The organism is Nakamurella multipartita DSM 44233, assembly GCF_000024365.1.
GTDB classification, from domain to species: Bacteria; Actinomycetota; Actinomycetes; order Mycobacteriales; family Nakamurellaceae; genus Nakamurella; species Nakamurella multipartita.
In genome coordinates, this window is sequence record NC_013235.1 from 2,032,568 (window position 1) to 2,049,274 (window position 16,707).

Sequence of the window (16,707 nt, forward strand, 5' to 3'; positions counted from 1 at the left end):
TCGCCTCCTTCCGGCCTCCGCGGGGGGTCACGGCACCTAGAACGTTCCAGAGTAGAGCACGAGTTTGTCTTGACAAGTGCGGGGATCGGACCTATCGTTCCCGGCATTCCTAGAACGTTCTAGAAGGGTGGGGCGATGACGCGGAGCGGACCGGTGCGGGTCGGCCTGATCGGCGCGGGCTGGATGGGCCGGTTCCACGGGCAGACCCTGGCCCGGCGGATCCCCGAGGCCGAGTTGGTCGCGGTGGCCGACCCGGCGCCGGGGGCGGCCCGGCAGGCGGCCGACGAGCTCGGCGCCCGGCAGGCCTACCAGGATCCGGCCGACCTGATCGGCGACCCGGCCGTGGCGGCGGTCGTCATCGCCTCGCCGGCCCACTTCCACACCGACCTGGTGGTGGCCGCCGCGGCCGCCGGCCAGGCGATCTTCGTGGAAAAGCCGATGGCGTTGACCGTCGCCGACGCCGACCGGGCGATCGCCGCCGCGGCCGCCGCCGGCGTGCCCCTGCAGGTCGGGTTCAACCGGCGGTTCGCCGCCGGCTTCGCCGCCGCCCGGCGCGTCATCGACGACGGGGGAATCGGCACCCCGCAGCTGCTGCGCTCGCTGACCCGCGACCCGGGCGGGTTCGACCCGGCCGCGGTCAAGCCGGGCGCGATCTTCCTGGAGACCCTGATCCACGACTTCGACACGCTGCGCTGGTTCAACCCCGGGGCGCGGGTGCTGGACGTCTACGCCGTCGCCGATGCCCTGGTCCATCCCGAGTTCGCCGACCGCGGGCTGCTGGACACCGCCGTGGTCACCCTGCGGTTCGACAACGGGGCGATCGCGGTGGCCGAGGCCAACTTCTCCGCCGCGTACGGGTACGACGTGCGCGGCGAGGTGTTCGGCTCGGCCGGCCTGGTGACCGCCGGTGACGTGCACGCCACCGAGATGCGGCACCTGCACGCCGGGGGATCCAGCGGATCGACCGTCCGGCGCAACATCGACCTGTTCCGCGACGCCTACACCCAGGAACTGGCGGACTTCGTCGCCAACCTCCGGGGCGCGAACCGGCCGGTACCGACCGGGCCGGACGCCCGGGCCGCGCTGGCGATCGCGCTGGCCGCCATCGACTCCGTCGCCGCCGGCGCCCGGGTCGCGCTGCCCCCGGACGCGGCGTGACCGGGGCGGTGCCCGGCGCCGGCTACCGGCTGGCCGCCTGCGCCGAGATGCTGTTCGTGGACCGGCCGTTCCTGGAGCGGGTCCGGCGGATCGCCGACGCCGGGTTCCTGGTCGAGATCTGGGACTGGACGAGCAAGGACATCGAGGCGCTGGCCGCCAGCGGGGCCACGATCGTCTCGATGACCGGGTACGTCACCGGCAACCTGACCCAGCCGGACGGCGCCGCGCAGCTGCTGGCCGGTGCCGCCCGGTCGGTGGCGGTCGCCGAGCGGCTGAACTGCCCGGCGCTGAACCTGCACGGCACCGGCCTGGGCGAGGGGGGCAAGCCGGTGCGCCCGGTCGAGGTCGTCACCGGGACGGACTGGGTCGCCGCGGTGCGCACCCTGGAGCGGGTCGCGGCGCTGGGCGAGCGGGCCGGCCGGGTGTTCCACCTGGAGAACCTGAACACCGCGGTCGACCATCCGGGCACCCCGTTCGCCCGGGCGGCGGACACGCTGGCCCTGGTCGAGGCGGTCGGCAGCCCGTTCCTGCGGATGAATCTGGACCTGTACCACGCGCAGATCGGCGAGGGGAACCTGATCGAGCTGGTGCAGCGGGCCGGCGACGCGATCGGCGAGATTCAGGTGGCCGACGTGCCCGGACGGTGTGAACGGGCACGGGAGAGATCCACTACCCGGCGATCGCGGCCGCGCTGCGGGCGATGGGCTACGGCGGGGTGATCGGCCTGGAGGGCTGGGCCGCGGGCGATCCGAATCAGGCGCTGGCGGCGTTCCGGGCGGCGTTCACGCCACCGACGATGCGGTGAGAACGGCTGGAGCGGGCGACGAGAATCGAACTCGCATCATCAGTTTGGAAGACTGAGGCTTTACCACTAAGCTACGCCCGCCGTGCACCGGCCGTCGGCTGGTGCACGAGAATGCTAGCGCACTGGCGACCCGGCGTTGGGCGTAGTCTCGGTCGGTCAAAGTCTCGGTCGGTCACCCCGGCCGATCGAGACGGTGCGTGGCGGGGTGTAGCGCAGCTTGGTAGCGCGCCTGCTTTGGGAGCAGGATGTCGCAGGTTCAAATCCTGTCACCCCGACCAGTTGGCCGCCCCGGCCCGGGTCGACCGGCCATCGGGCGGTCAATGGGACCCCGGTGGGCCCGGACCGGTGCCGACCTGGCCTAGAATCGGCTGCGGCTCTGCCTGCAGCACGGCCGTGATGCGGCCGGCGTGCCGCCGCGGCTCCGGCAGCCCGTCTTTCGGACATACTTCGACGTCGGCGCCGGGCCTGTGCCGCCGGCACCGCCACGGCGTCCGCCCACCCCGGACGGCGCCGGTCACCCGTCCGCCCGAGGAGTACCGCACGTGAAGAGCACTGTCGAAAACCTGAACCCGACCCGGGTGAAGCTCACCGTCGAGGTTCCGTTCGACGAGCTCAAGCCTCACTTCGATCGCGCCTACCGCGCGCTGGCCGGCCAGGTGAACATCCCGGGCTTCCGCCGCGGCAAGGTCCCGGCCAAGATCCTGGACGCCCGGCTCGGCCGCGGCACCATCCTGACCGAGGTGGTCAACGAGGCCGTCCCGGCCAAGTACACCGAGGCGATCGGCGAGGCCAACCTGCTGGTCCTGGGCCAGCCGGACATCGAGGTCACCCGGATCGACGACGGCGACGCCCTGGCCTTCACCGCCGAGGTCGACATCCGGCCGGAGATCACCCTGCCCGACGTCGAGGCCATCGCGGTCACCGTCGATGACGTCGAGGTGACCGAGGCCGACATCGACGAGCAGGTGGAGGCGCTGCGGGACCGCTTCGCCACCACCACCCCGGCCGAGCGGGCCGCCGCCGACGGCGACCTGGTCAGCATCGACCTGACCGCCGAGGTCGGCGGCGAGACCCTGGACGAGGCCGCCACCGAGGGCCTGTCCTACCGGGTCGGCGCCGGCGACCTGGTCGACGGCATCGACGAGGCGATCATCGGGCTGTCCGCCGGGGAGAGCAAGACCTTCTCCACCACGCTGGTCGCCGGCCCCTACGCCGGCCAGGAGGCGGCCGTCACCGTCACCGTGCAGTCCGTGCAGGACCGCACCCTGCCCGAGGTCGACGACGACTTCGCCCAGCTGGCCAGCGAGTTCGACACGGTCGAGGAGCTGCGCGCCGATCTGGCCGAGAAGATCCGCCGGGTCAAGAACCGTGAGCAGGGCGTCGCCGCCCGCGACAAGGTGCTCGAGGCGCTGCTCGAGGCCACCGAGGTGCCGGCCCCCGAGGGCATCGTCAACGCCGAGTTCGAGTCCCGCGCGCACGACGCGGTGCACGCCTTCGACCACAACGAGGACGCGCTGAACGCGCACCTGGAGCGCGAGGGACAGACCCGCGAGGAGTTCGACGCCGAGCTGCGTGAGAGCGCGGTCCAGGCCGTGCGCACCCAGCTGCTGCTCGACGCGCTGGCCGAGGCCAACCAGGTCGGCGTGGACCAGAACGAGTTCACCGAGCGGGTGCTGTTCAACGCCCAGCGGCTGGGCATCTCGCCCGACGAGTACTTCCAGCGGCTGCAGGAGGGCAACCAGCTCGCCGCCATCTTCGCCGAGGTGCGCCGGGGCAAGGCGCTGGCCGGCGTCGTGGAGAAGGCCACCGTCACCAATGCCTCCGGCGAGGTGCTCGACGTGGCCGAGCTGTTCGGCCTGGAGAAGGTCGCCGAAGAGGACGAGGCGATCGAACTGGCCGACGAGGCCGCCGACCTGGCGCAGGACGAGGTGGAGTCCCAGCTGATCACCGAGGCGGTCGAGGAAGAGCTGATCGAAGAGATCGCCGAGGAGATCGCCGAGGAACTGGTGGTCGAGGAGATCGCCGAGGAGATCGCCGAGGTCGAGGCCGAGCTGGCCGACGAGCAGGACACCCCCAAGGCCTGAGGCGCCGCGGGGTGCGCCGGTTCGCCGGCCCACCCCGATCGCTGGCGGCCAGCAGGCGCGGGTCACGCCGTCAGCGAACAACCCCCGCACCGGGCCCCGGTCGGTCGGCGGGGGTCGTTACTGTCGGTGTCGTCGTCCATGTCGGCGGATCGCCTCCGGGATGGGATCGACGACCACAGTTTCGTGACCACCCACCGCAGCCGGCCGGGCAGTCGACAAAGGAGCATTCCGTGACCGATCGTCATCCTCCCGCCTCTCGGGCCCTGCAGGCCGTGCAGCGCCTGGAAGCCATCGCTCCCGGGTTGGTCGACCCGATGATGCGGGCCGGCACCCCGATGTCGCTGTCGGACTCGGTGTCCGAGCGCCTGCTGCGCGAGCGGATCATCCTGCTCGGCTCCGAGGTCCGCGACACCAACGCCAACGAGCTCACCGCCCAGCTGCTGCTGCTGGCCGCGGAGGACCCCGAGCGGGACATCACCCTGTACATCAACTCGCCGGGCGGCAGCGTCACCGCCGGCATGGCGATCTACGACACCATGATGTGGATCGAGCCGGACGTCGCGACGACCGCGATGGGCCTGGCCGCCTCCATGGGCCAGTTCCTGCTGACGGCCGGGGCCAAGGGCAAGCGCGCCGCGCTGCCGCACACCCGCATCCTGATGCATCAGCCCAGCGCCGGCGTCGGCGGCACCGCGGCCGACATCGCCATCCAGGCCGACATGCTGACCAAGTCCAAGCGCGAACTGACCGAGCTTCAGTCGCTGCACACCGGCCAGCCCATCGAGCGCATCGAGGTCGACCAGGACCGCGACCGCTGGTTCACCGCGCAGGAAGCGTTGGAGTACGGGTTCATCGACAAGGTGGTCAGCCGGGCCAACCCGCAGGCCCAGGCCGCCGCCGAGCAGTCCGCCAAGAAGTGACCGGGTCCGGCAGCACGAGCAGGACATCGAGAAGGAGATCACGATCGTGAACAAGCCCGGCCACCAGATGCCCCTGGGCGTCGCCCACGGCGAGGCGTTGTCCCTGCCGCAGGCCCGCTACATCCTGCCGTCGTTCGTCGAGCGCACCAGCTACGGCGTCAAGGAGTCCAACCCCTACAACAAGCTCTTCGAGGAACGCATCATCTTCCTCGGCGTGCAGATCGACGACGCGTCCGCCAACGACGTGATGGCCCAGCTGCTCACGCTGGAGTCCACCGACCCGGACCGCGAGATCATCATGTACATCAACTCGCCCGGTGGCTCGTTCACCTCGATGACGGCGATCTACGACACGATGCAGTTCGTGCGGCCGCACATCCAGACCGTCTGCCTGGGCCAGGCCGCGTCCGCCGCGGCCGTACTGCTGGCCGCGGGCAGCCCCGGCCGCCGGCTGGCCCTGCCGAACTCGCGGATCCTGATCCACCAGCCGGCCACCGAGGGCGTCTACGGCCAGGTGTCCGACCTGGAGATCCAGGCCAAGGAGATCGGCCGGATGCGGGCGGCGCTGGAGGAGATCCTGTCCCGCCACTCCACCAAGACCCCGGAGGAGGTCCGCAAGGACATCGACCGGGACAAGATCCTGACGGCGGCCGAGGCCAAGGACTACGGGCTCATCGACGAGGTCCTGCAGTACCGCAAGCTCTCCTGACCGCGGCCGGTCGAGCACCCGGCGCCCGGGGACGAATGTCCCACCTGGTGATATTCACCCTGGGCGCCGCCGGTGCCGACGGATACTCTGATGGTGGTGCCTGGCCGAACCGGCCGAGGCCGTGTCGTGACCGGTAAACCGGGGAGCGGCACGTGTCCGGCAGGTAACGTCAACGCGGTCGCGGCAGCGGTGCTGAACCGGGGGTCCTTCCGGATCATTCAAGGGCTTGGCACATTACGGATCGAGAGGGCTCATGGCGCGAATCGGTGACGGGGGCGATCTGCTCAAGTGCTCCTTCTGCGGAAAGAGCCAGAAGCAGGTGCGCAAGCTGATCGCCGGTCCCGGCGTGTACATCTGCGACGAGTGCATCGACCTGTGCAACGAGATCATCGAGGAAGAGCTCGCCGAGACCAGTGAGGTCAAGCTCGACGAGCTGCCCAAGCCGACGGCCATCCGCGAGTACCTCGACCAGTACGTCATCGGTCAGGACACCGCGAAGAAGGCCCTGTCGGTGGCGGTCTACAACCACTACAAGCGCATCCAGGCCGGACCCGATCGCGGCCCGGAGCCGGTCGAGCTGGCCAAGTCCAACATCTTGATGCTCGGGCCCACCGGCTGCGGCAAGACCTACCTGGCCCAGACCCTGGCCAAGATGCTCAACGTTCCGTTCGCCATCGCCGACGCCACCGCGTTGACCGAGGCCGGGTACGTGGGCGAGGACGTCGAGAACATCCTGCTCAAGCTGATCCAGGCGGCCGACTACGACGTCAAGCGGGCCGAGACCGGCATCGTCTACATCGACGAGGTCGACAAGATCGCCCGCAAGTCCGAGAACCCCTCGATCACCCGGGACGTCTCCGGCGAGGGCGTGCAGCAGGCGCTGCTCAAGATCCTCGAGGGCACGCAGGCCTCGGTGCCGCCGCAGGGCGGCCGCAAGCACCCGCACCAGGAATTCATCCAGATCGACACCACGAACGTGCTGTTCATCGTGGCCGGTGCGTTCGCCGGGCTGGAGAAGATCGTCGGCGAGCGGGTCGGCCGCCGCGGCTTGGGCTTCGGGGCCGAGGTGCGCAGCAAGTTCGACATCGACGGCTCGGACGTGTTCTCCGACGTCATGCCCGAGGACCTGATCAAGTTCGGGTTGATCCCGGAGTTCATCGGCCGGCTCCCGGTCGTGGCCTCGGTGACCAACCTGGACAAAGAATCGCTGGTCAAGATCCTCACCGAGCCGCGGGACGCACTGTCCAAGCAGTACCAGCGGCTGTTCGAGATGGACGGCGTCGCGCTGGAGTTCGAACCGGACGCGCTGGAGGCGATCGCCGACGAGGCGATCCTGCGCGGCACCGGCGCCCGCGGCCTGCGGGCGATCATGGAGGAAGTGCTGTTGCCGGCCATGTACGAGGTGCCCGGCCGCGACGACGTCGAGCGGGTGGTGGTCAGCGCCGAGACCGTCCGGTCGAACGTCTACCCGACGATCGTGCCGCGGGCGCCCAAGCGGACCCCGCGCGAGAAGTCGGCCTGATCGCCGACCGGCCGCGGCCGGTCGCGACCCGTTGGTGCGAAAAGCCCCGGACCCTGAACAGGGTGCCGGGGCTTTCGCTTGGTCGCTACCGGGCGGGCCGGGTCAGCCGCCGCTGCAGTTGGTGTCCAGCCAGGCCGAAATGTGGTCGCTGGCGGTGACGAAGTCCGGGCTCTGGAACAGCTGCGCGGCGTCCGACAGGCTCCCGGAGCCGGACTGGTCGGCCAGCTGGGCCAGCGTGTCGATGTCGGGCGCGATCTCCGGCGGGATCTCGCCGGAGTTGCGCAGATCTTCCAGCGCCTTCTTCAGCTCGGACGCGTCGTACTGGGACGACCCACCGGCCAGGGTGGACAACGGGGCCAGGGTGACCGACAGGTAGGCCAGCGAGACCGAGATGCAGGCGTTGCTGTAGCCGGGGATGTTCAGGTCGCTGAAGTCGGTCGGGAAGGTCAGGTCGGTCGGGAAGTCGGTGGGCACCGACACCGTGGACAGGTCGTTGAGCATCGAACTCAGGTCGGACAGCTCGGTGTCCTCCACCGTGGGCCGGGTGGTCCGGGCGGACGAGGTGGTGCTGGACTCGGCGCTGGTCATGGTCTCGGCGGCGGCGGAATTCACCTGGGCCGCACCCTGGACCGACGACCCGCAGGCCGCGACGGTCAAGATGGTGACCACGCTGAGAGCCAGCGCGGCGGTGAGGGCGTGACGAGACCTCATGTGTTCACTCCTACGGGCGCGAGCCGGGTCGGCAAATGGATCCTAGCCGCAGGAGTGGGCGCCGCGACGCCTGATACACGGCCGATCAGGTCGTCGCCGCCCGTTCGCCCGAAGGGGTCGCGCGGCCCGGCGCTGACGGTTACCGCTGGGTGGCGCCGTGGACCCGCCAGCCACCCGTATAGATGTTGAACCCGGCGGGGGAGACGAACCCGATCAGGGTCAGCCCGGCCTGCCCGGCCAGTTGCACCGCCAGCGAGGACGGGGCGGAGACGGCGACCAGGATCCCGACGCCGGCCAGCACCGCCTTCTGCACCAGCTCGAACGAGGCCCGGGACGAGGTGACCAGGGCCCGGTCGGCCAGCGGCAGGCGGTCGGCGAGCAGCGCGGCCCCGATCACCTTGTCCATCGCGTTGTGCCGGCCGACGTCCTCACGGACGTCCTCGATCAGGCCGTCGGCGGTGGCCAGGGCGCAGGCGTGGATGCCGCCGGTGCTGCGGAACGTGCGCTGCTGCGCCCGCAGCCGCTCGGGCAGGGCGCGGATCGTGTCCGGGGCCATCGTGAGCTGGCCGGGCACGTAGCGGCTGCTGCGGGTGATCGCCTCGATCGACTCCGATCCGCAGACCCCGCACGCCGAGCTGGTCACCAGGGACCGTGGCCACAGCTGCGCGGTCGCCGCGGAGTCGGCCAGGCTGACCTCGAGCACGTTGTAGGTCTTCAGGCCGTCCGGACCGACGCCGGAGCAGTAGCGAGCGGCCCGGACGTCCGCCGGGCCGGTGATGACGCCCTCGGCATGCAGCAGGCCATGGGCCAGCTCGATGTCGGCCCCCGGGGTCCGCATGGTCGTGGAGAAGGGCTGGCCGTCGACCCGGATCTCCAGCGGCTCCTCGCCGGCCACGGTGTCCGGCCGGCTGGAGAAGGCGCCGTCGCGGTACCGCACGATCGGCGTGCGCACGGTGACCCGAGACATGCCCGTCCCCTTCCTTCAGGCGGACCGGACGGTCAGCGGCGGACCATCCGGATTTCCAGGATGCCTTCCGAGTCGGTGCGCTCGGCGCCGTTGGGGATGAAGTCGTGGTGGACGTAGAAGGCGCTGGCCCGGGCGTTGTCCCGGTAGGTCCACAGCGACGCCGGGCCGGTGCCGATGGCCGCGCGCATCAGGTCGTCGGCCATGCCGGTGCCCTGGTGCGCCTCGCGGACGTAGATCGCGTAGAGCTCGCGCTCGGCCTGGGGGTCCTCGTCACGGGTGGGGCCGGCGATGGCGATGCCGGCGACCTCGCCGTCGGCCTCGACCAGGTAGTGGTCGGCGACGCCGGCTTCGATCTCCTTGCGGCGACGGGCGGCCAACCGGGTCACGTCCATGCCGTCGAACCGTTCGGCCCCCCAGAGGCTGCCGTAGGCCTCCCGCCAGCAGGCGAGGTGGCAGGCGGCAAAAGCCTCGGCGTCCTCCGGCGTCGCGGGCCGGACGGGGGAGGTTGGGGCCATGCCTGCACCTTTCGAGCTGTGAGAACGACGGTCGACCAGGCGGCCGGGTCTGCCGTGTCGGCCGGCACATCAGCGCCCTTGCCCGACAGCATCCAGGCTAGTCCACGCGGGATTCGCTCCGGCGCCACCCGGCGACGATCGGCCGCTGCGCGACCAGGCTCACACCCCGGCCGGGGTGGCCCGGGCCGCGTGAAGGCGCCGTGAGTCACCCGTTCGCCGGCGGTGTGGGCCGCGCGCGGTTGCCCCATCGGGGGCGCCGCGGGTGGCACCATGACCAGGTGCCCGTCTACCGTGACTCCGCCGTCGTGCTGCGGGTCACCAAACTCGGCGAGGCGGATCGGATCGTGTCCCTGCTGACCCGGCGCACCGGCAAGGTGCGGGCGGTGGCCAAGGGCGTGCGGCGCACCAAGAGCAAGTTCGGCGGCCGGTTGGAGCCGTTCAGCCACGTGGACCTGCAGCTGTACGCCGGACGCAACCTGGACATCGTGACCCAGGCCGAGACCCTCGACCCGTTCGGCGCGACCCTGGCCGCCGACTACTCCCGCTACACCTGCGCGACGGCGATCGCCGAGACGGCCGAGCGGCTCACCGCCGAGGAGCGCGAACCCTCCCTGCGGCTGTACCTGCTGGTGGTCTCGGCGCTGCGCGCGCTCACCGAGTCCGGGCGGGGCCCCAGCCTGATCCTGGATGCCTTCCTGCTGCGGGCCATGGTGCTGGCCGGCTGGGCGCCCGCGCTGCGCGAGTGCGCCCGGTGCGGCAGCCCGGGCCCGCATTCGGCCTTCCACGTGCCCTCCGGCGGGGCGCTGTGCCCGGACTGCCGGTCGGGCTCGTCGGGGTCGGTGCGCCCGGCGCCGGCCACCATCGACCTGATGGCGGCGCTGACCGACGGTGTCTGGGCCGTGGCCGACGCGTCCGCGGTCAGCCATCAGCGGGAGGCCTCGGGTCTGGTCGCCGCGCTGCTGCAGTGGCACCTGGAGCGCGGGCTGCGATCCCTGCCGATGGTCGATCGGGAGGTCGGCGCGTGAGCCGCAGCTCGATCACGCCCCGCCCGCCCGCCCCGCACCCGAGCGGCGCCCGGCCGCCGGCCCTGCCCGCCGGCGCGGTCCCCAGGCACGTCGCGCTGGTGATGGACGGCAACGGCCGGTGGGCCAAGCAACGCGGGCTGCCCCGCACCGAGGGTCACAAGCGCGGCGAGGCGGCGCTGTTCGACGTGGTCGAGGGGGCCATCGAGATCGGCGTCACCCACCTGTCGGCCTATGCGTTCTCCACCGAGAACTGGAAGCGCTCGCCGGACGAGGTGCGCTTCCTGATGGGCTTCAACCGAGACGTCATCCGCCGCCGCCGCGACGACATGCATGCGCTCGGGGTGCGGGTTCGCTGGGCCGGCCGCCGGCCCCGGCTGTGGCGCAGTGTGATCAAGGAGCTCGAGGTCGCCGAGCAACTCACCGCCGGCAACCGCGTCCTGACCCTGACCATGTGTGTGAACTACGGCGGCCGGGCCGAGATCGCCGACGCCGCCAAGGCGATCGCGATCGAGGCGGCGGCCGGACGGCTGGACCCGAACAAGGTGGACGAGCGGCTGTTCGCCCGTTACCTGGACGAGCCGGACATGCCCGACGTGGACATGTTCCTGCGCCCGTCGGGGGAGTTGCGGACCAGCAACTTCCTGCTCTGGCAGTCGGCCTACGCGGAGTTGGTGTTCCAGGACACCCTGTACCCCGACTTCGACCGCCGGGATCTGTGGCGGGCCTGCCAGGAGTACGCGTCCCGGCAACGCCGCTTCGGCGGGGTGATCGACACCGCGGTCCCGGAACCGAACGACCAGCAGGGGAGAACCGGATGACCGCGAGCCGGACACCGACCACCGAACCGGCTTCCCCGGCGCCACCCAAGCCGGATCGGGTGCGGTATCGCCCCGGCTCGCTGGAGATCTTCGGCGTCGTCCTGCTGCTGGCCATCCTGCTGCGCGGGCCGCTGGCCTCGCTGCTGGGCCAGCCCGCCCTGCAGAGCTGGGCCACCGTCTTCATCGCCATCTGCGTGCAGGCCACCCCGTTCCTGGTGCTGGGCGTGGTCGTCTCCGGCGCGATCGCCGCGTTCGTCCCGGCGTCCTGGTTCAGCAAGGTTCTGCCCGACCGCCCGGTGCTGGCCGTGCCGGTCGCCACCGCCTGCGGGGCCGCGTTGCCCGGGTGCGAATGCGGGTCGGTGCCGATCTCCAACCGGCTGATGGACCGTGGGGTGCGGCCGTCGGCGTCGCTGGCGTTCATGCTCTCGGCCCCGGCGATCAATCCGATCGTGCTGGTGGCCACCGCGGTGGCGTTCACCGGCTACCCCTCGATGGTGTGGGCGCGGCTGATCTCCGGTCTGCTGACCGCGCTGATCGTCGGCTGGATCTGGGAGCGGATCGGCCGGCCCGAGTGGATGCGGCCCAAGAACCCGGCGAAGTCGGAGCCGGGGCAGCCGAATTGGCGGGTGTTCCTGTCCACCATCCTGGGCGACTTCACCCAGGCCGCGGGGTTCCTGGTGATCGGCGCGGCCGCGGCCGCCACCTTCAAGACGATCGTGCCGGCCCACGTGATGGAAGGCATCGGCGCGTCGCTGCTGCTCTCGGTCCTGCTGATGGCCGGCCTGGCCTTCATCCTGGCCTTGTGCTCGGAGGCCGACGCGTTCGTCGCCGCCTCCTTCTCCACCATCCCGATGGTCGGCAAGCTGGTGTTCCTCACCGTCGGGCCGGCCGTGGACGTCAAGCTGTTCGCGATGCAGGCCGGCATCTTCGGCCGCAAGTTCGCGGTCCGGTTCGCCCCGCTGACCTTCGGCGTCGCCATCGTGGTCGCCACCACGGTCGGCCTGATCTTCTGGGGCTGGCAGTGACGGCCCGGCCCGGCCGCCGCCGGCTGGGCGGCATGAGCGTGGAGACCCAGTCGATCGTGGTCACCCTGCTCGGTGGCCTGCTCATCTCGATCACCGTCTCCGGCCGGTTCACCTCCTACGTGCGGCCCGGCTTCAAATGGCTGCTGCTCACCTCCGGGGCGATCCTGGTGATCGTCGGCATCATCTCGCTGGTGCTGGCCGTCCGGGCGGAGATGAAGGCCGGCCGGCGCAAGGCCGAGGCACCGGCCGCGGTCGGCGCCGGGGGTACCGAGGACGGCGCCGGGCCGGCACCCGATCACGACCGGCCCGACGAGCACGATGCGCACGACGACGAAGGGCCCGACGCCCACGGTCACGACCACTCGGCCGCCAAGGCCCCCTGGCTGATCCTGGCGCCGGTGCTGGTGTTGCTGCTGGTCGCCCCGCCGGCGCTGGGGGCCGACGCGGTGGCCCGCAACGCCGGGTCCCAGGGCCTGGCCGGCTACGACGTCGCCACGGTGTCGGGACCGACGGTCAGCGACGGGTCGGCGGCCGGGGGCGGCGGTACCGAGAGCAAGGACGGGACGGGCGCGCCGATCGGCGGATATGCCTACAACGACGGCAGCGGATCGGTCACCGACAGCAGCGGCAGCCGCCGGACCATGCATTTCCCGGCCTTGGACGGCACCGACCCGCAGATGGGCATCAAGGAGTTCGTGCTGCGCTCGCTCTACGACGCGGACAACTCCGTCGACGGGGTTCCGGTGACGGTGGTCGGCTTCCTGGCCCCCGCCGGGGAGGGGTACAGCGGCGGCTACACGATCGCCCGGATGGTGATCAGCTGCTGCGCGGCCGACGCCAACCCGATGCAGTTGCACGTCGATGGCGACGCCCCCTACCCGTCCAACACCTGGGTGCAGGCGGTGGTCACCGTGGTGCCCAACACCGCGGTGATGGACAACAACTACGTGCCGACGGTGACCGTCAGCTCGGTGCAGACCATCGACCAACCCGACGACCCGTACGAGCACTGACCGTCGGTCTCAGCTTGGTCGGTTGACCATCGCGGCGAGGCGATCGGCGATGTCGTTGACGTCTCGTAACTCGCCGGCGGCAAGAGCGAGAACCAGGTCGGTGATCTGGCCGTCGTAGGCGTCCGGTGCGACGACGGTCGCGCCGTTGTCGCGGAGAAACACCACTGTGGCCAGCCATGCCGTTCTCTTGTTGCCGTCGACGAACGGATGGTTGGCTGTCAACGAGTGCAGGAGCGCTGCCGCCTTGAGCGTGAGCGTGGGGTAAGCATCCTCGCCGAAGACGGTGCTTGACGGTCGATGGCAGGCGGAATCGAGCAGACCCAGATCGCGAACAGCCGGATCGCCGCCGATGGCGACTCGTGCGATCGCGAGAACATCTTCGGCGGACAGAAAACGAGTCACTCGCCGAGACGCCGGAGAACCTCGGGATAGTCCGCCGCGGCCTGTTCGGCCAACACGGCGATGCGTTGGCTGCGGCGGTGCCGCGCGAGATACTCATCGATGGCCACGAGCACGGTCTGGTGGACCGACCGTCCGTCCGCCTGTGCTTGCTCGCGCAGGGCTTCACTGGTCGACTCGTCGAGTCGGAGAGTCATGGCCATTCGCCAATGATACCAATGTGATACCACACGTGGCGAGCGGTTCACCGCAGTTCGGCGGCCAGCGCCTCGGGCAGGGTGCGGTGGGCGAACTGGAAACCGGCGTCGTGCAGGGCGGCCGGGACCGCCCGCCGGCCGTCGACGAGCTCGTCGGCGAACTCGCCGACCAGGGCGCGGATGGCGAATTCCGGCACGACCCACGGGGTGGGCCGGTGCAGCGCCCGCCCGAGCTCCTTGGTGAACTCCGCATTGGTCACCGGGTAGGGCGCGGTCAGGTTGGCCGGCCCGTGCACGGGGTGGGTGAGCAGGAACAGCATGGCGGCCAAGTGATCGGTCGCCGAGATCCACGGGTAGTACTGCTCGCCCGATCCCAGCCGGGCGCCGGCCCACAGGCGGGTCAGCAGCGACATGATCTTGAGCAGGTCGCCGTCCATGCCCAGCACCAGCCCGGTGCGCAGGTGCACCACCCGCACGTCGGCCGCCTCCGCCGCGGCGGTGGCCGCCTCCCACTGCACGCACAGGTCGGCCAGGAAGGAATCGCCTGGGCCGGTGTGCTCGGTGACGATCTCGGTACCTCGGGCGCCGTAGTAGCCCACCGCGGACGCGTTGAGCAGGACCGGGACGCCCAGCCGCGCGCACTCGGCGGCCAGCACGCGGGTCGGGTTGACCCGGGAGGTCAGCAGCAGGTGCTTGTAGTCCTGGGTCCAGCGATGGAAGGCGGTCGGAGCTCCACAGAGGTTGACCACCGCGTCGGCTCCGTCGAACACGGAGCTGTCCAGATCACCCGAGTGCGGGTTCCACAGACTCTCGTGCGGACCGGTGGGCTCGGAGCGCACCAGACGGACCACGGTGTGGCCGGCCTCGGTCAACGCGTTGGTCAGCCGGGTCCCCAGGAACCCACTCACCCCGGCGGCGACAACCTTCACTGTGGCCCCTCCATGCGAACCTCCTGGTTGGGCGTGACCTGCGGGGCCCACCCTCTGTACGGCCGCGGGCGGCCCGCTGGATGCAGGCCGCCCGCGCGCACGTTACAGGCCCAGGTCGCCCTCGAACTCGCCGGCCTCGATCCGCTTCTTGACCGCGGACAGGAACCGGGAGGCGTCGGCCCCGTCGATGTTGCGGTGGTCGTAGGACAGCGCCAGGTAGCACATCGAGCGAATGGCGATGACCTCGTTGCCGTCGGCGTCCTTTGCCACCACCGGGCGCTTGACGATCGCCCCGGTGCCCAGGATCGCCGACTGCGGCGGCACGAAGATCGGCGTGTCGAACAGCGCGCCCACCGACCCGGTGTTGGTGATGGTGAAGGTGCCGCCGGACAGCTCGTCCGGACCGACCTTGTTGTCCCGGGTCTTGGCGGCCAGCTCGCCGATCTTGCGGGCCAGCCCGGCGATGTTCAGATCGTCCGCGCCCTTGATCACCGGCACGATCAGGCCCCGCGGAGTGTCCACCGCGATGCCCAGGTTGACCGAGCCGTGGTAGGTGATCTCCTTCAGATCGTCCGCCAGCGTCGAGTTGATCACCGGGTAGGCCTTGAGGGCCTCCAGCGCCGCCTTGACGAAGAACGGCAGGAAGGACAGGTTGACGCCCTCGCGGGCGGCGAACGAGTTCTTCGCCTTGGCCCGCAGCGCGGCGATCCGGGTGCAGTCCACCTCGAACACCGTGGTCAGCTGGGCCGCGGTGTCCAGGCCGTGCTTCATGTTCTTGGCGATCGACTGCCGGATCCGGGGCAGCTTGACCGTCGTGCCGATCAGCGCGCTGGCCTTCTCGTCCGGCTTGGGCACGCTGGACCCGGCCGCCGGGGCGGCGGCCGGCGCGGCGGCGGCGGGAGCCGCGGCCGGAGCCGGGGCGGCGGCCTGAGCCTTGGCCGCCTCGGCCGCGGCCACGACGTCCTCGCGACGGATGCGACCGCCCACGCCGGTGCCCTTGACCGAGGCCAGGTCGACGCCGGCGTCCGCGGCGAGCTTGCGGATCACCGGGGTGACGTAGGTGCCCTCGGGCACCCGCTCCGGCGGCAGCGCCGAGACGGGCTTGGCCGGAGCGGCCGGGGCGGCGGGCGCGGCGGGTGCAGCAGCGGCGGCCGGCTTCGGGGCCTCGGGCTTGGCTTCGGCCTTCGGGGCCGGTTCGGGCTCGGGCGCCGCCGCGGGAGCGGCGGCGGCGTCACCGATGACGCCCAGTTGGCCGCCGACCTCGATCGTCTCGTCCTCGCCGACGCTGATCTCCAGCAGGGTGCCGGCCACGGGGGACGGGACCTCGGTGTCGACCTTGTCGGTGGAGACCTCGACCAGCGGCTCGTCGACCGCGACCTCGTCACCGACCGCCTTGAGCCAGCGGGTGACGGTGCCCTCGGTGACCGACTCGCCCATCTCGGGCAGCTTGACCGACGTGCCGCCGGCGGCGCTGCCGGTGGCCGCCTTCGGCTTCTCGGCGGGGGCCTCGGCCTCGGTGGAGGGCGCCTCGGCGGGCGCGGCCTGGGCGGCCGGGGCCGCCTCCGGCTCCGCGGCCGGGGCGCTGGCGGGCTCGGCCGACGCGCCGGAGCCGTCGCCGATGATCGCCAGATCGGCGCCCACATCAGCGGTTTCGTCCTCGGCGACGAGGATCTTCTCCAGCACGCCGCTGTACGGGGCGGGAATTTCGGTGTCGACCTTGTCGGTCGAGACCTCCAGCAGGGGCTCGTCGACCTCGACCTGGTCGCCCACGTTCTTGAGCCATCGGGTGACGGTGCCCTCGGTGACGCTCTCCCCGAGCGCGGGCATCTGAACGGAGTGGGACATGGGTGTTGCTCTCCTCGCTGGAAACCGGTCTGGAATCCGGGCTGAAAACCGGGGTGGGCGGGTTC

16 protein-coding genes, 2 tRNA genes and 1 pseudogene are annotated in these 16,707 nt (G+C 71.1%); 11 read left to right on the forward strand and 8 right to left on the reverse strand.

All coding sequences use genetic code 11. The annotated features are described in order from the left end of the window. Positions 1 to 135: 135 nt before the first annotated feature. Both NAMU_RS09230 and NAMU_RS09235 read left to right on the forward strand, forming a co-directional pair. The gene (locus NAMU_RS09230; protein WP_015747140.1) at positions 136 to 1,158 is read left to right on the forward strand and encodes a Gfo/Idh/MocA family oxidoreductase; all 1,023 of its coding nucleotides are present in this window, start codon (positions 136 to 138) and stop codon (positions 1,156 to 1,158) included. Positions 1,159 to 1,205: 47 nt separating this feature from the next. Continuing rightward, positions 1,206 to 1,963 (forward strand): annotated as a pseudogene (locus NAMU_RS09235) (TIM barrel protein). A 7-nt stretch (positions 1,964 to 1,970) separates the two neighbouring features. Here the strand turns inward: NAMU_RS09235 and NAMU_RS09240 are convergent. Next, positions 1,971 to 2,044 (reverse strand) — tRNA-Gly (locus NAMU_RS09240). 120 nt (positions 2,045 to 2,164) lie between these two features. On the opposite strand from NAMU_RS09240, the gene NAMU_RS09245 reads away from it, so the two are divergent. The 5 genes from NAMU_RS09245 (at position 2,165) to clpX (ending at position 7,198) form a co-directional block, all read left to right on the forward strand. Next, a tRNA-Pro gene (locus NAMU_RS09245) sits at positions 2,165 to 2,241 on the forward strand. Between the two features lie 264 nt (positions 2,242 to 2,505). After that, positions 2,506 to 4,047, forward strand: a complete 1,542-nt coding sequence (gene tig / locus NAMU_RS09250) for a trigger factor (protein ID WP_015747141.1) — start codon at positions 2,506 to 2,508, stop codon at positions 4,045 to 4,047. Between the two features lie 317 nt (positions 4,048 to 4,364). Continuing rightward, positions 4,365 to 4,967 (forward strand): ATP-dependent Clp protease proteolytic subunit, encoded by a 603-nt coding sequence (locus tag NAMU_RS09255; RefSeq protein ID WP_041370185.1) that lies wholly within the window; start codon positions 4,365 to 4,367, stop codon positions 4,965 to 4,967. Between the two features lie 67 nt (positions 4,968 to 5,034). Next, complete coding sequence (locus NAMU_RS09260) at positions 5,035 to 5,676, forward strand: ATP-dependent Clp protease proteolytic subunit (RefSeq protein ID WP_041370187.1); 642 nt, start codon at positions 5,035 to 5,037, stop codon at positions 5,674 to 5,676. Positions 5,677 to 5,929: 253 nt separating this feature from the next. Next, positions 5,930 to 7,198, forward strand: coding sequence for an ATP-dependent Clp protease ATP-binding subunit ClpX (clpX, locus tag NAMU_RS09265; protein ID WP_015747144.1), 1,269 nt, complete (start codon positions 5,930 to 5,932; stop codon positions 7,196 to 7,198). 102 nt (positions 7,199 to 7,300) lie between these two features. Here clpX and NAMU_RS09270 read toward each other — a convergent pair whose 3' ends face one another. From NAMU_RS09270 to NAMU_RS09280, 3 genes are all read right to left on the reverse strand, one after another. Next, complete coding sequence (locus NAMU_RS09270) at positions 7,301 to 7,909, reverse strand: hypothetical protein (protein ID WP_015747145.1); 609 nt, start codon at positions 7,907 to 7,909, stop codon at positions 7,301 to 7,303. A 139-nt stretch (positions 7,910 to 8,048) separates the two neighbouring features. Then, positions 8,049 to 8,876 carry a formate dehydrogenase accessory sulfurtransferase FdhD gene (gene fdhD, locus NAMU_RS09275; protein WP_015747146.1) on the reverse strand — a complete coding sequence of 276 codons (828 nt, stop codon included), beginning with the start codon at positions 8,874 to 8,876 and terminating at the stop codon, positions 8,049 to 8,051. A gap of 32 nt (positions 8,877 to 8,908) precedes the next feature. Beyond that, on the reverse strand, positions 8,909 to 9,391 hold the full coding sequence (locus NAMU_RS09280; RefSeq protein ID WP_015747147.1) for a GNAT family N-acetyltransferase: 483 nt from the start codon (positions 9,389 to 9,391) through the stop codon (positions 8,909 to 8,911). Positions 9,392 to 9,669: 278 nt separating this feature from the next. Here NAMU_RS09280 and recO point away from each other — a divergent pair, with 278 nt between their 5' ends. Genes recO through NAMU_RS09300 form a run of 4 tightly spaced genes read left to right on the forward strand, consistent with a single transcriptional unit; the run spans position 9,670 to position 13,272 of the window. After that, the gene (gene recO / locus NAMU_RS09285; protein WP_015747148.1) at positions 9,670 to 10,416 is read left to right on the forward strand and encodes a DNA repair protein RecO; all 747 of its coding nucleotides are present in this window, start codon (positions 9,670 to 9,672) and stop codon (positions 10,414 to 10,416) included. Next, positions 10,413 to 11,234, forward strand: coding sequence for an isoprenyl transferase (locus tag NAMU_RS09290; RefSeq protein ID WP_015747149.1), 822 nt, complete (start codon positions 10,413 to 10,415; stop codon positions 11,232 to 11,234). The genes recO and NAMU_RS09290 overlap by 4 nt, the downstream gene beginning before the upstream one ends. Beyond that, complete coding sequence (locus NAMU_RS09295) at positions 11,231 to 12,259, forward strand: permease (protein WP_015747150.1); 1,029 nt, start codon at positions 11,231 to 11,233, stop codon at positions 12,257 to 12,259. The genes NAMU_RS09290 and NAMU_RS09295 overlap by 4 nt, the downstream gene beginning before the upstream one ends. A gap of 32 nt (positions 12,260 to 12,291) precedes the next feature. After that, positions 12,292 to 13,272 carry a TIGR03943 family putative permease subunit gene (locus tag NAMU_RS09300; RefSeq protein ID WP_015747151.1) on the forward strand — a complete coding sequence of 327 codons (981 nt, stop codon included), beginning with the start codon at positions 12,292 to 12,294 and terminating at the stop codon, positions 13,270 to 13,272. Between the two features lie 9 nt (positions 13,273 to 13,281). Here NAMU_RS09300 and NAMU_RS09305 read toward each other — a convergent pair whose 3' ends face one another. The 4 genes from NAMU_RS09305 to sucB all read right to left on the reverse strand — a co-directional run bounded on the left by NAMU_RS09305 (position 13,282) and on the right by sucB (position 16,642). Further along, on the reverse strand, positions 13,282 to 13,674 hold the full coding sequence (locus tag NAMU_RS09305) for a type II toxin-antitoxin system death-on-curing family toxin (RefSeq protein WP_015747152.1): 393 nt from the start codon (positions 13,672 to 13,674) through the stop codon (positions 13,282 to 13,284). After that, a complete protein-coding gene (locus tag NAMU_RS09310; protein WP_015747153.1) occupies positions 13,671 to 13,874 on the reverse strand; it encodes a ribbon-helix-helix protein, CopG family in 204 nt (67 codons plus the stop codon). Before NAMU_RS09310 ends, NAMU_RS09305 begins: the two co-directional genes overlap by 4 nt. A gap of 41 nt (positions 13,875 to 13,915) precedes the next feature. After that, entirely contained in the window at positions 13,916 to 14,797 is an 882-nt protein-coding gene (locus NAMU_RS09315) for a TIGR01777 family oxidoreductase (RefSeq protein ID WP_015747154.1), read from the reverse strand. A gap of 102 nt (positions 14,798 to 14,899) precedes the next feature. Next, the gene (sucB, locus tag NAMU_RS09320) at positions 14,900 to 16,642 is read right to left on the reverse strand and encodes a 2-oxoglutarate dehydrogenase, E2 component, dihydrolipoamide succinyltransferase (protein ID WP_015747155.1); all 1,743 of its coding nucleotides are present in this window, start codon (positions 16,640 to 16,642) and stop codon (positions 14,900 to 14,902) included. Between the last annotated feature and the right edge of the window lie 65 nt (positions 16,643 to 16,707).

What these genes read in the sequence shown, in the direction of transcription:
- NAMU_RS09255 (WP_041370185.1), top strand. Translation starts at nt 4,365, where the DNA reads ATGCGGGCCGGCACCCCGATGTCGCTGTCGGACTCGGTGTCCGAGCGC.
- NAMU_RS09300 (WP_015747151.1), top strand. Translation starts at nt 12,292, where the DNA reads ATGAGCGTGGAGACCCAGTCGATCGTGGTCACCCTGCTCGGTGGCCTG.
- NAMU_RS09295 (WP_015747150.1), top strand. Translation starts at nt 11,231, where the DNA reads ATGACCGCGAGCCGGACACCGACCACCGAACCGGCTTCCCCGGCGCCA.
- NAMU_RS09270 (WP_015747145.1), bottom strand. Translation starts at nt 7,909, where the DNA reads ATGAGGTCTCGTCACGCCCTCACCGCCGCGCTGGCTCTCAGCGTGGTC.
- sucB (WP_015747155.1), bottom strand. Translation starts at nt 16,642, where the DNA reads ATGTCCCACTCCGTTCAGATGCCCGCGCTCGGGGAGAGCGTCACCGAG.
- fdhD (WP_015747146.1), bottom strand. Translation starts at nt 8,876, where the DNA reads ATGTCTCGGGTCACCGTGCGCACGCCGATCGTGCGGTACCGCGACGGC.
- NAMU_RS09260 (WP_041370187.1), top strand. Translation starts at nt 5,035, where the DNA reads ATGCCCCTGGGCGTCGCCCACGGCGAGGCGTTGTCCCTGCCGCAGGCC.
- clpX (WP_015747144.1), top strand. Translation starts at nt 5,930, where the DNA reads ATGGCGCGAATCGGTGACGGGGGCGATCTGCTCAAGTGCTCCTTCTGC.
- NAMU_RS09230 (WP_015747140.1), top strand. Translation starts at nt 136, where the DNA reads ATGACGCGGAGCGGACCGGTGCGGGTCGGCCTGATCGGCGCGGGCTGG.
- NAMU_RS09310 (WP_015747153.1), bottom strand. Translation starts at nt 13,874, where the DNA reads ATGGCCATGACTCTCCGACTCGACGAGTCGACCAGTGAAGCCCTGCGC.
- NAMU_RS09280 (WP_015747147.1), bottom strand. Translation starts at nt 9,391, where the DNA reads ATGGCCCCAACCTCCCCCGTCCGGCCCGCGACGCCGGAGGACGCCGAG.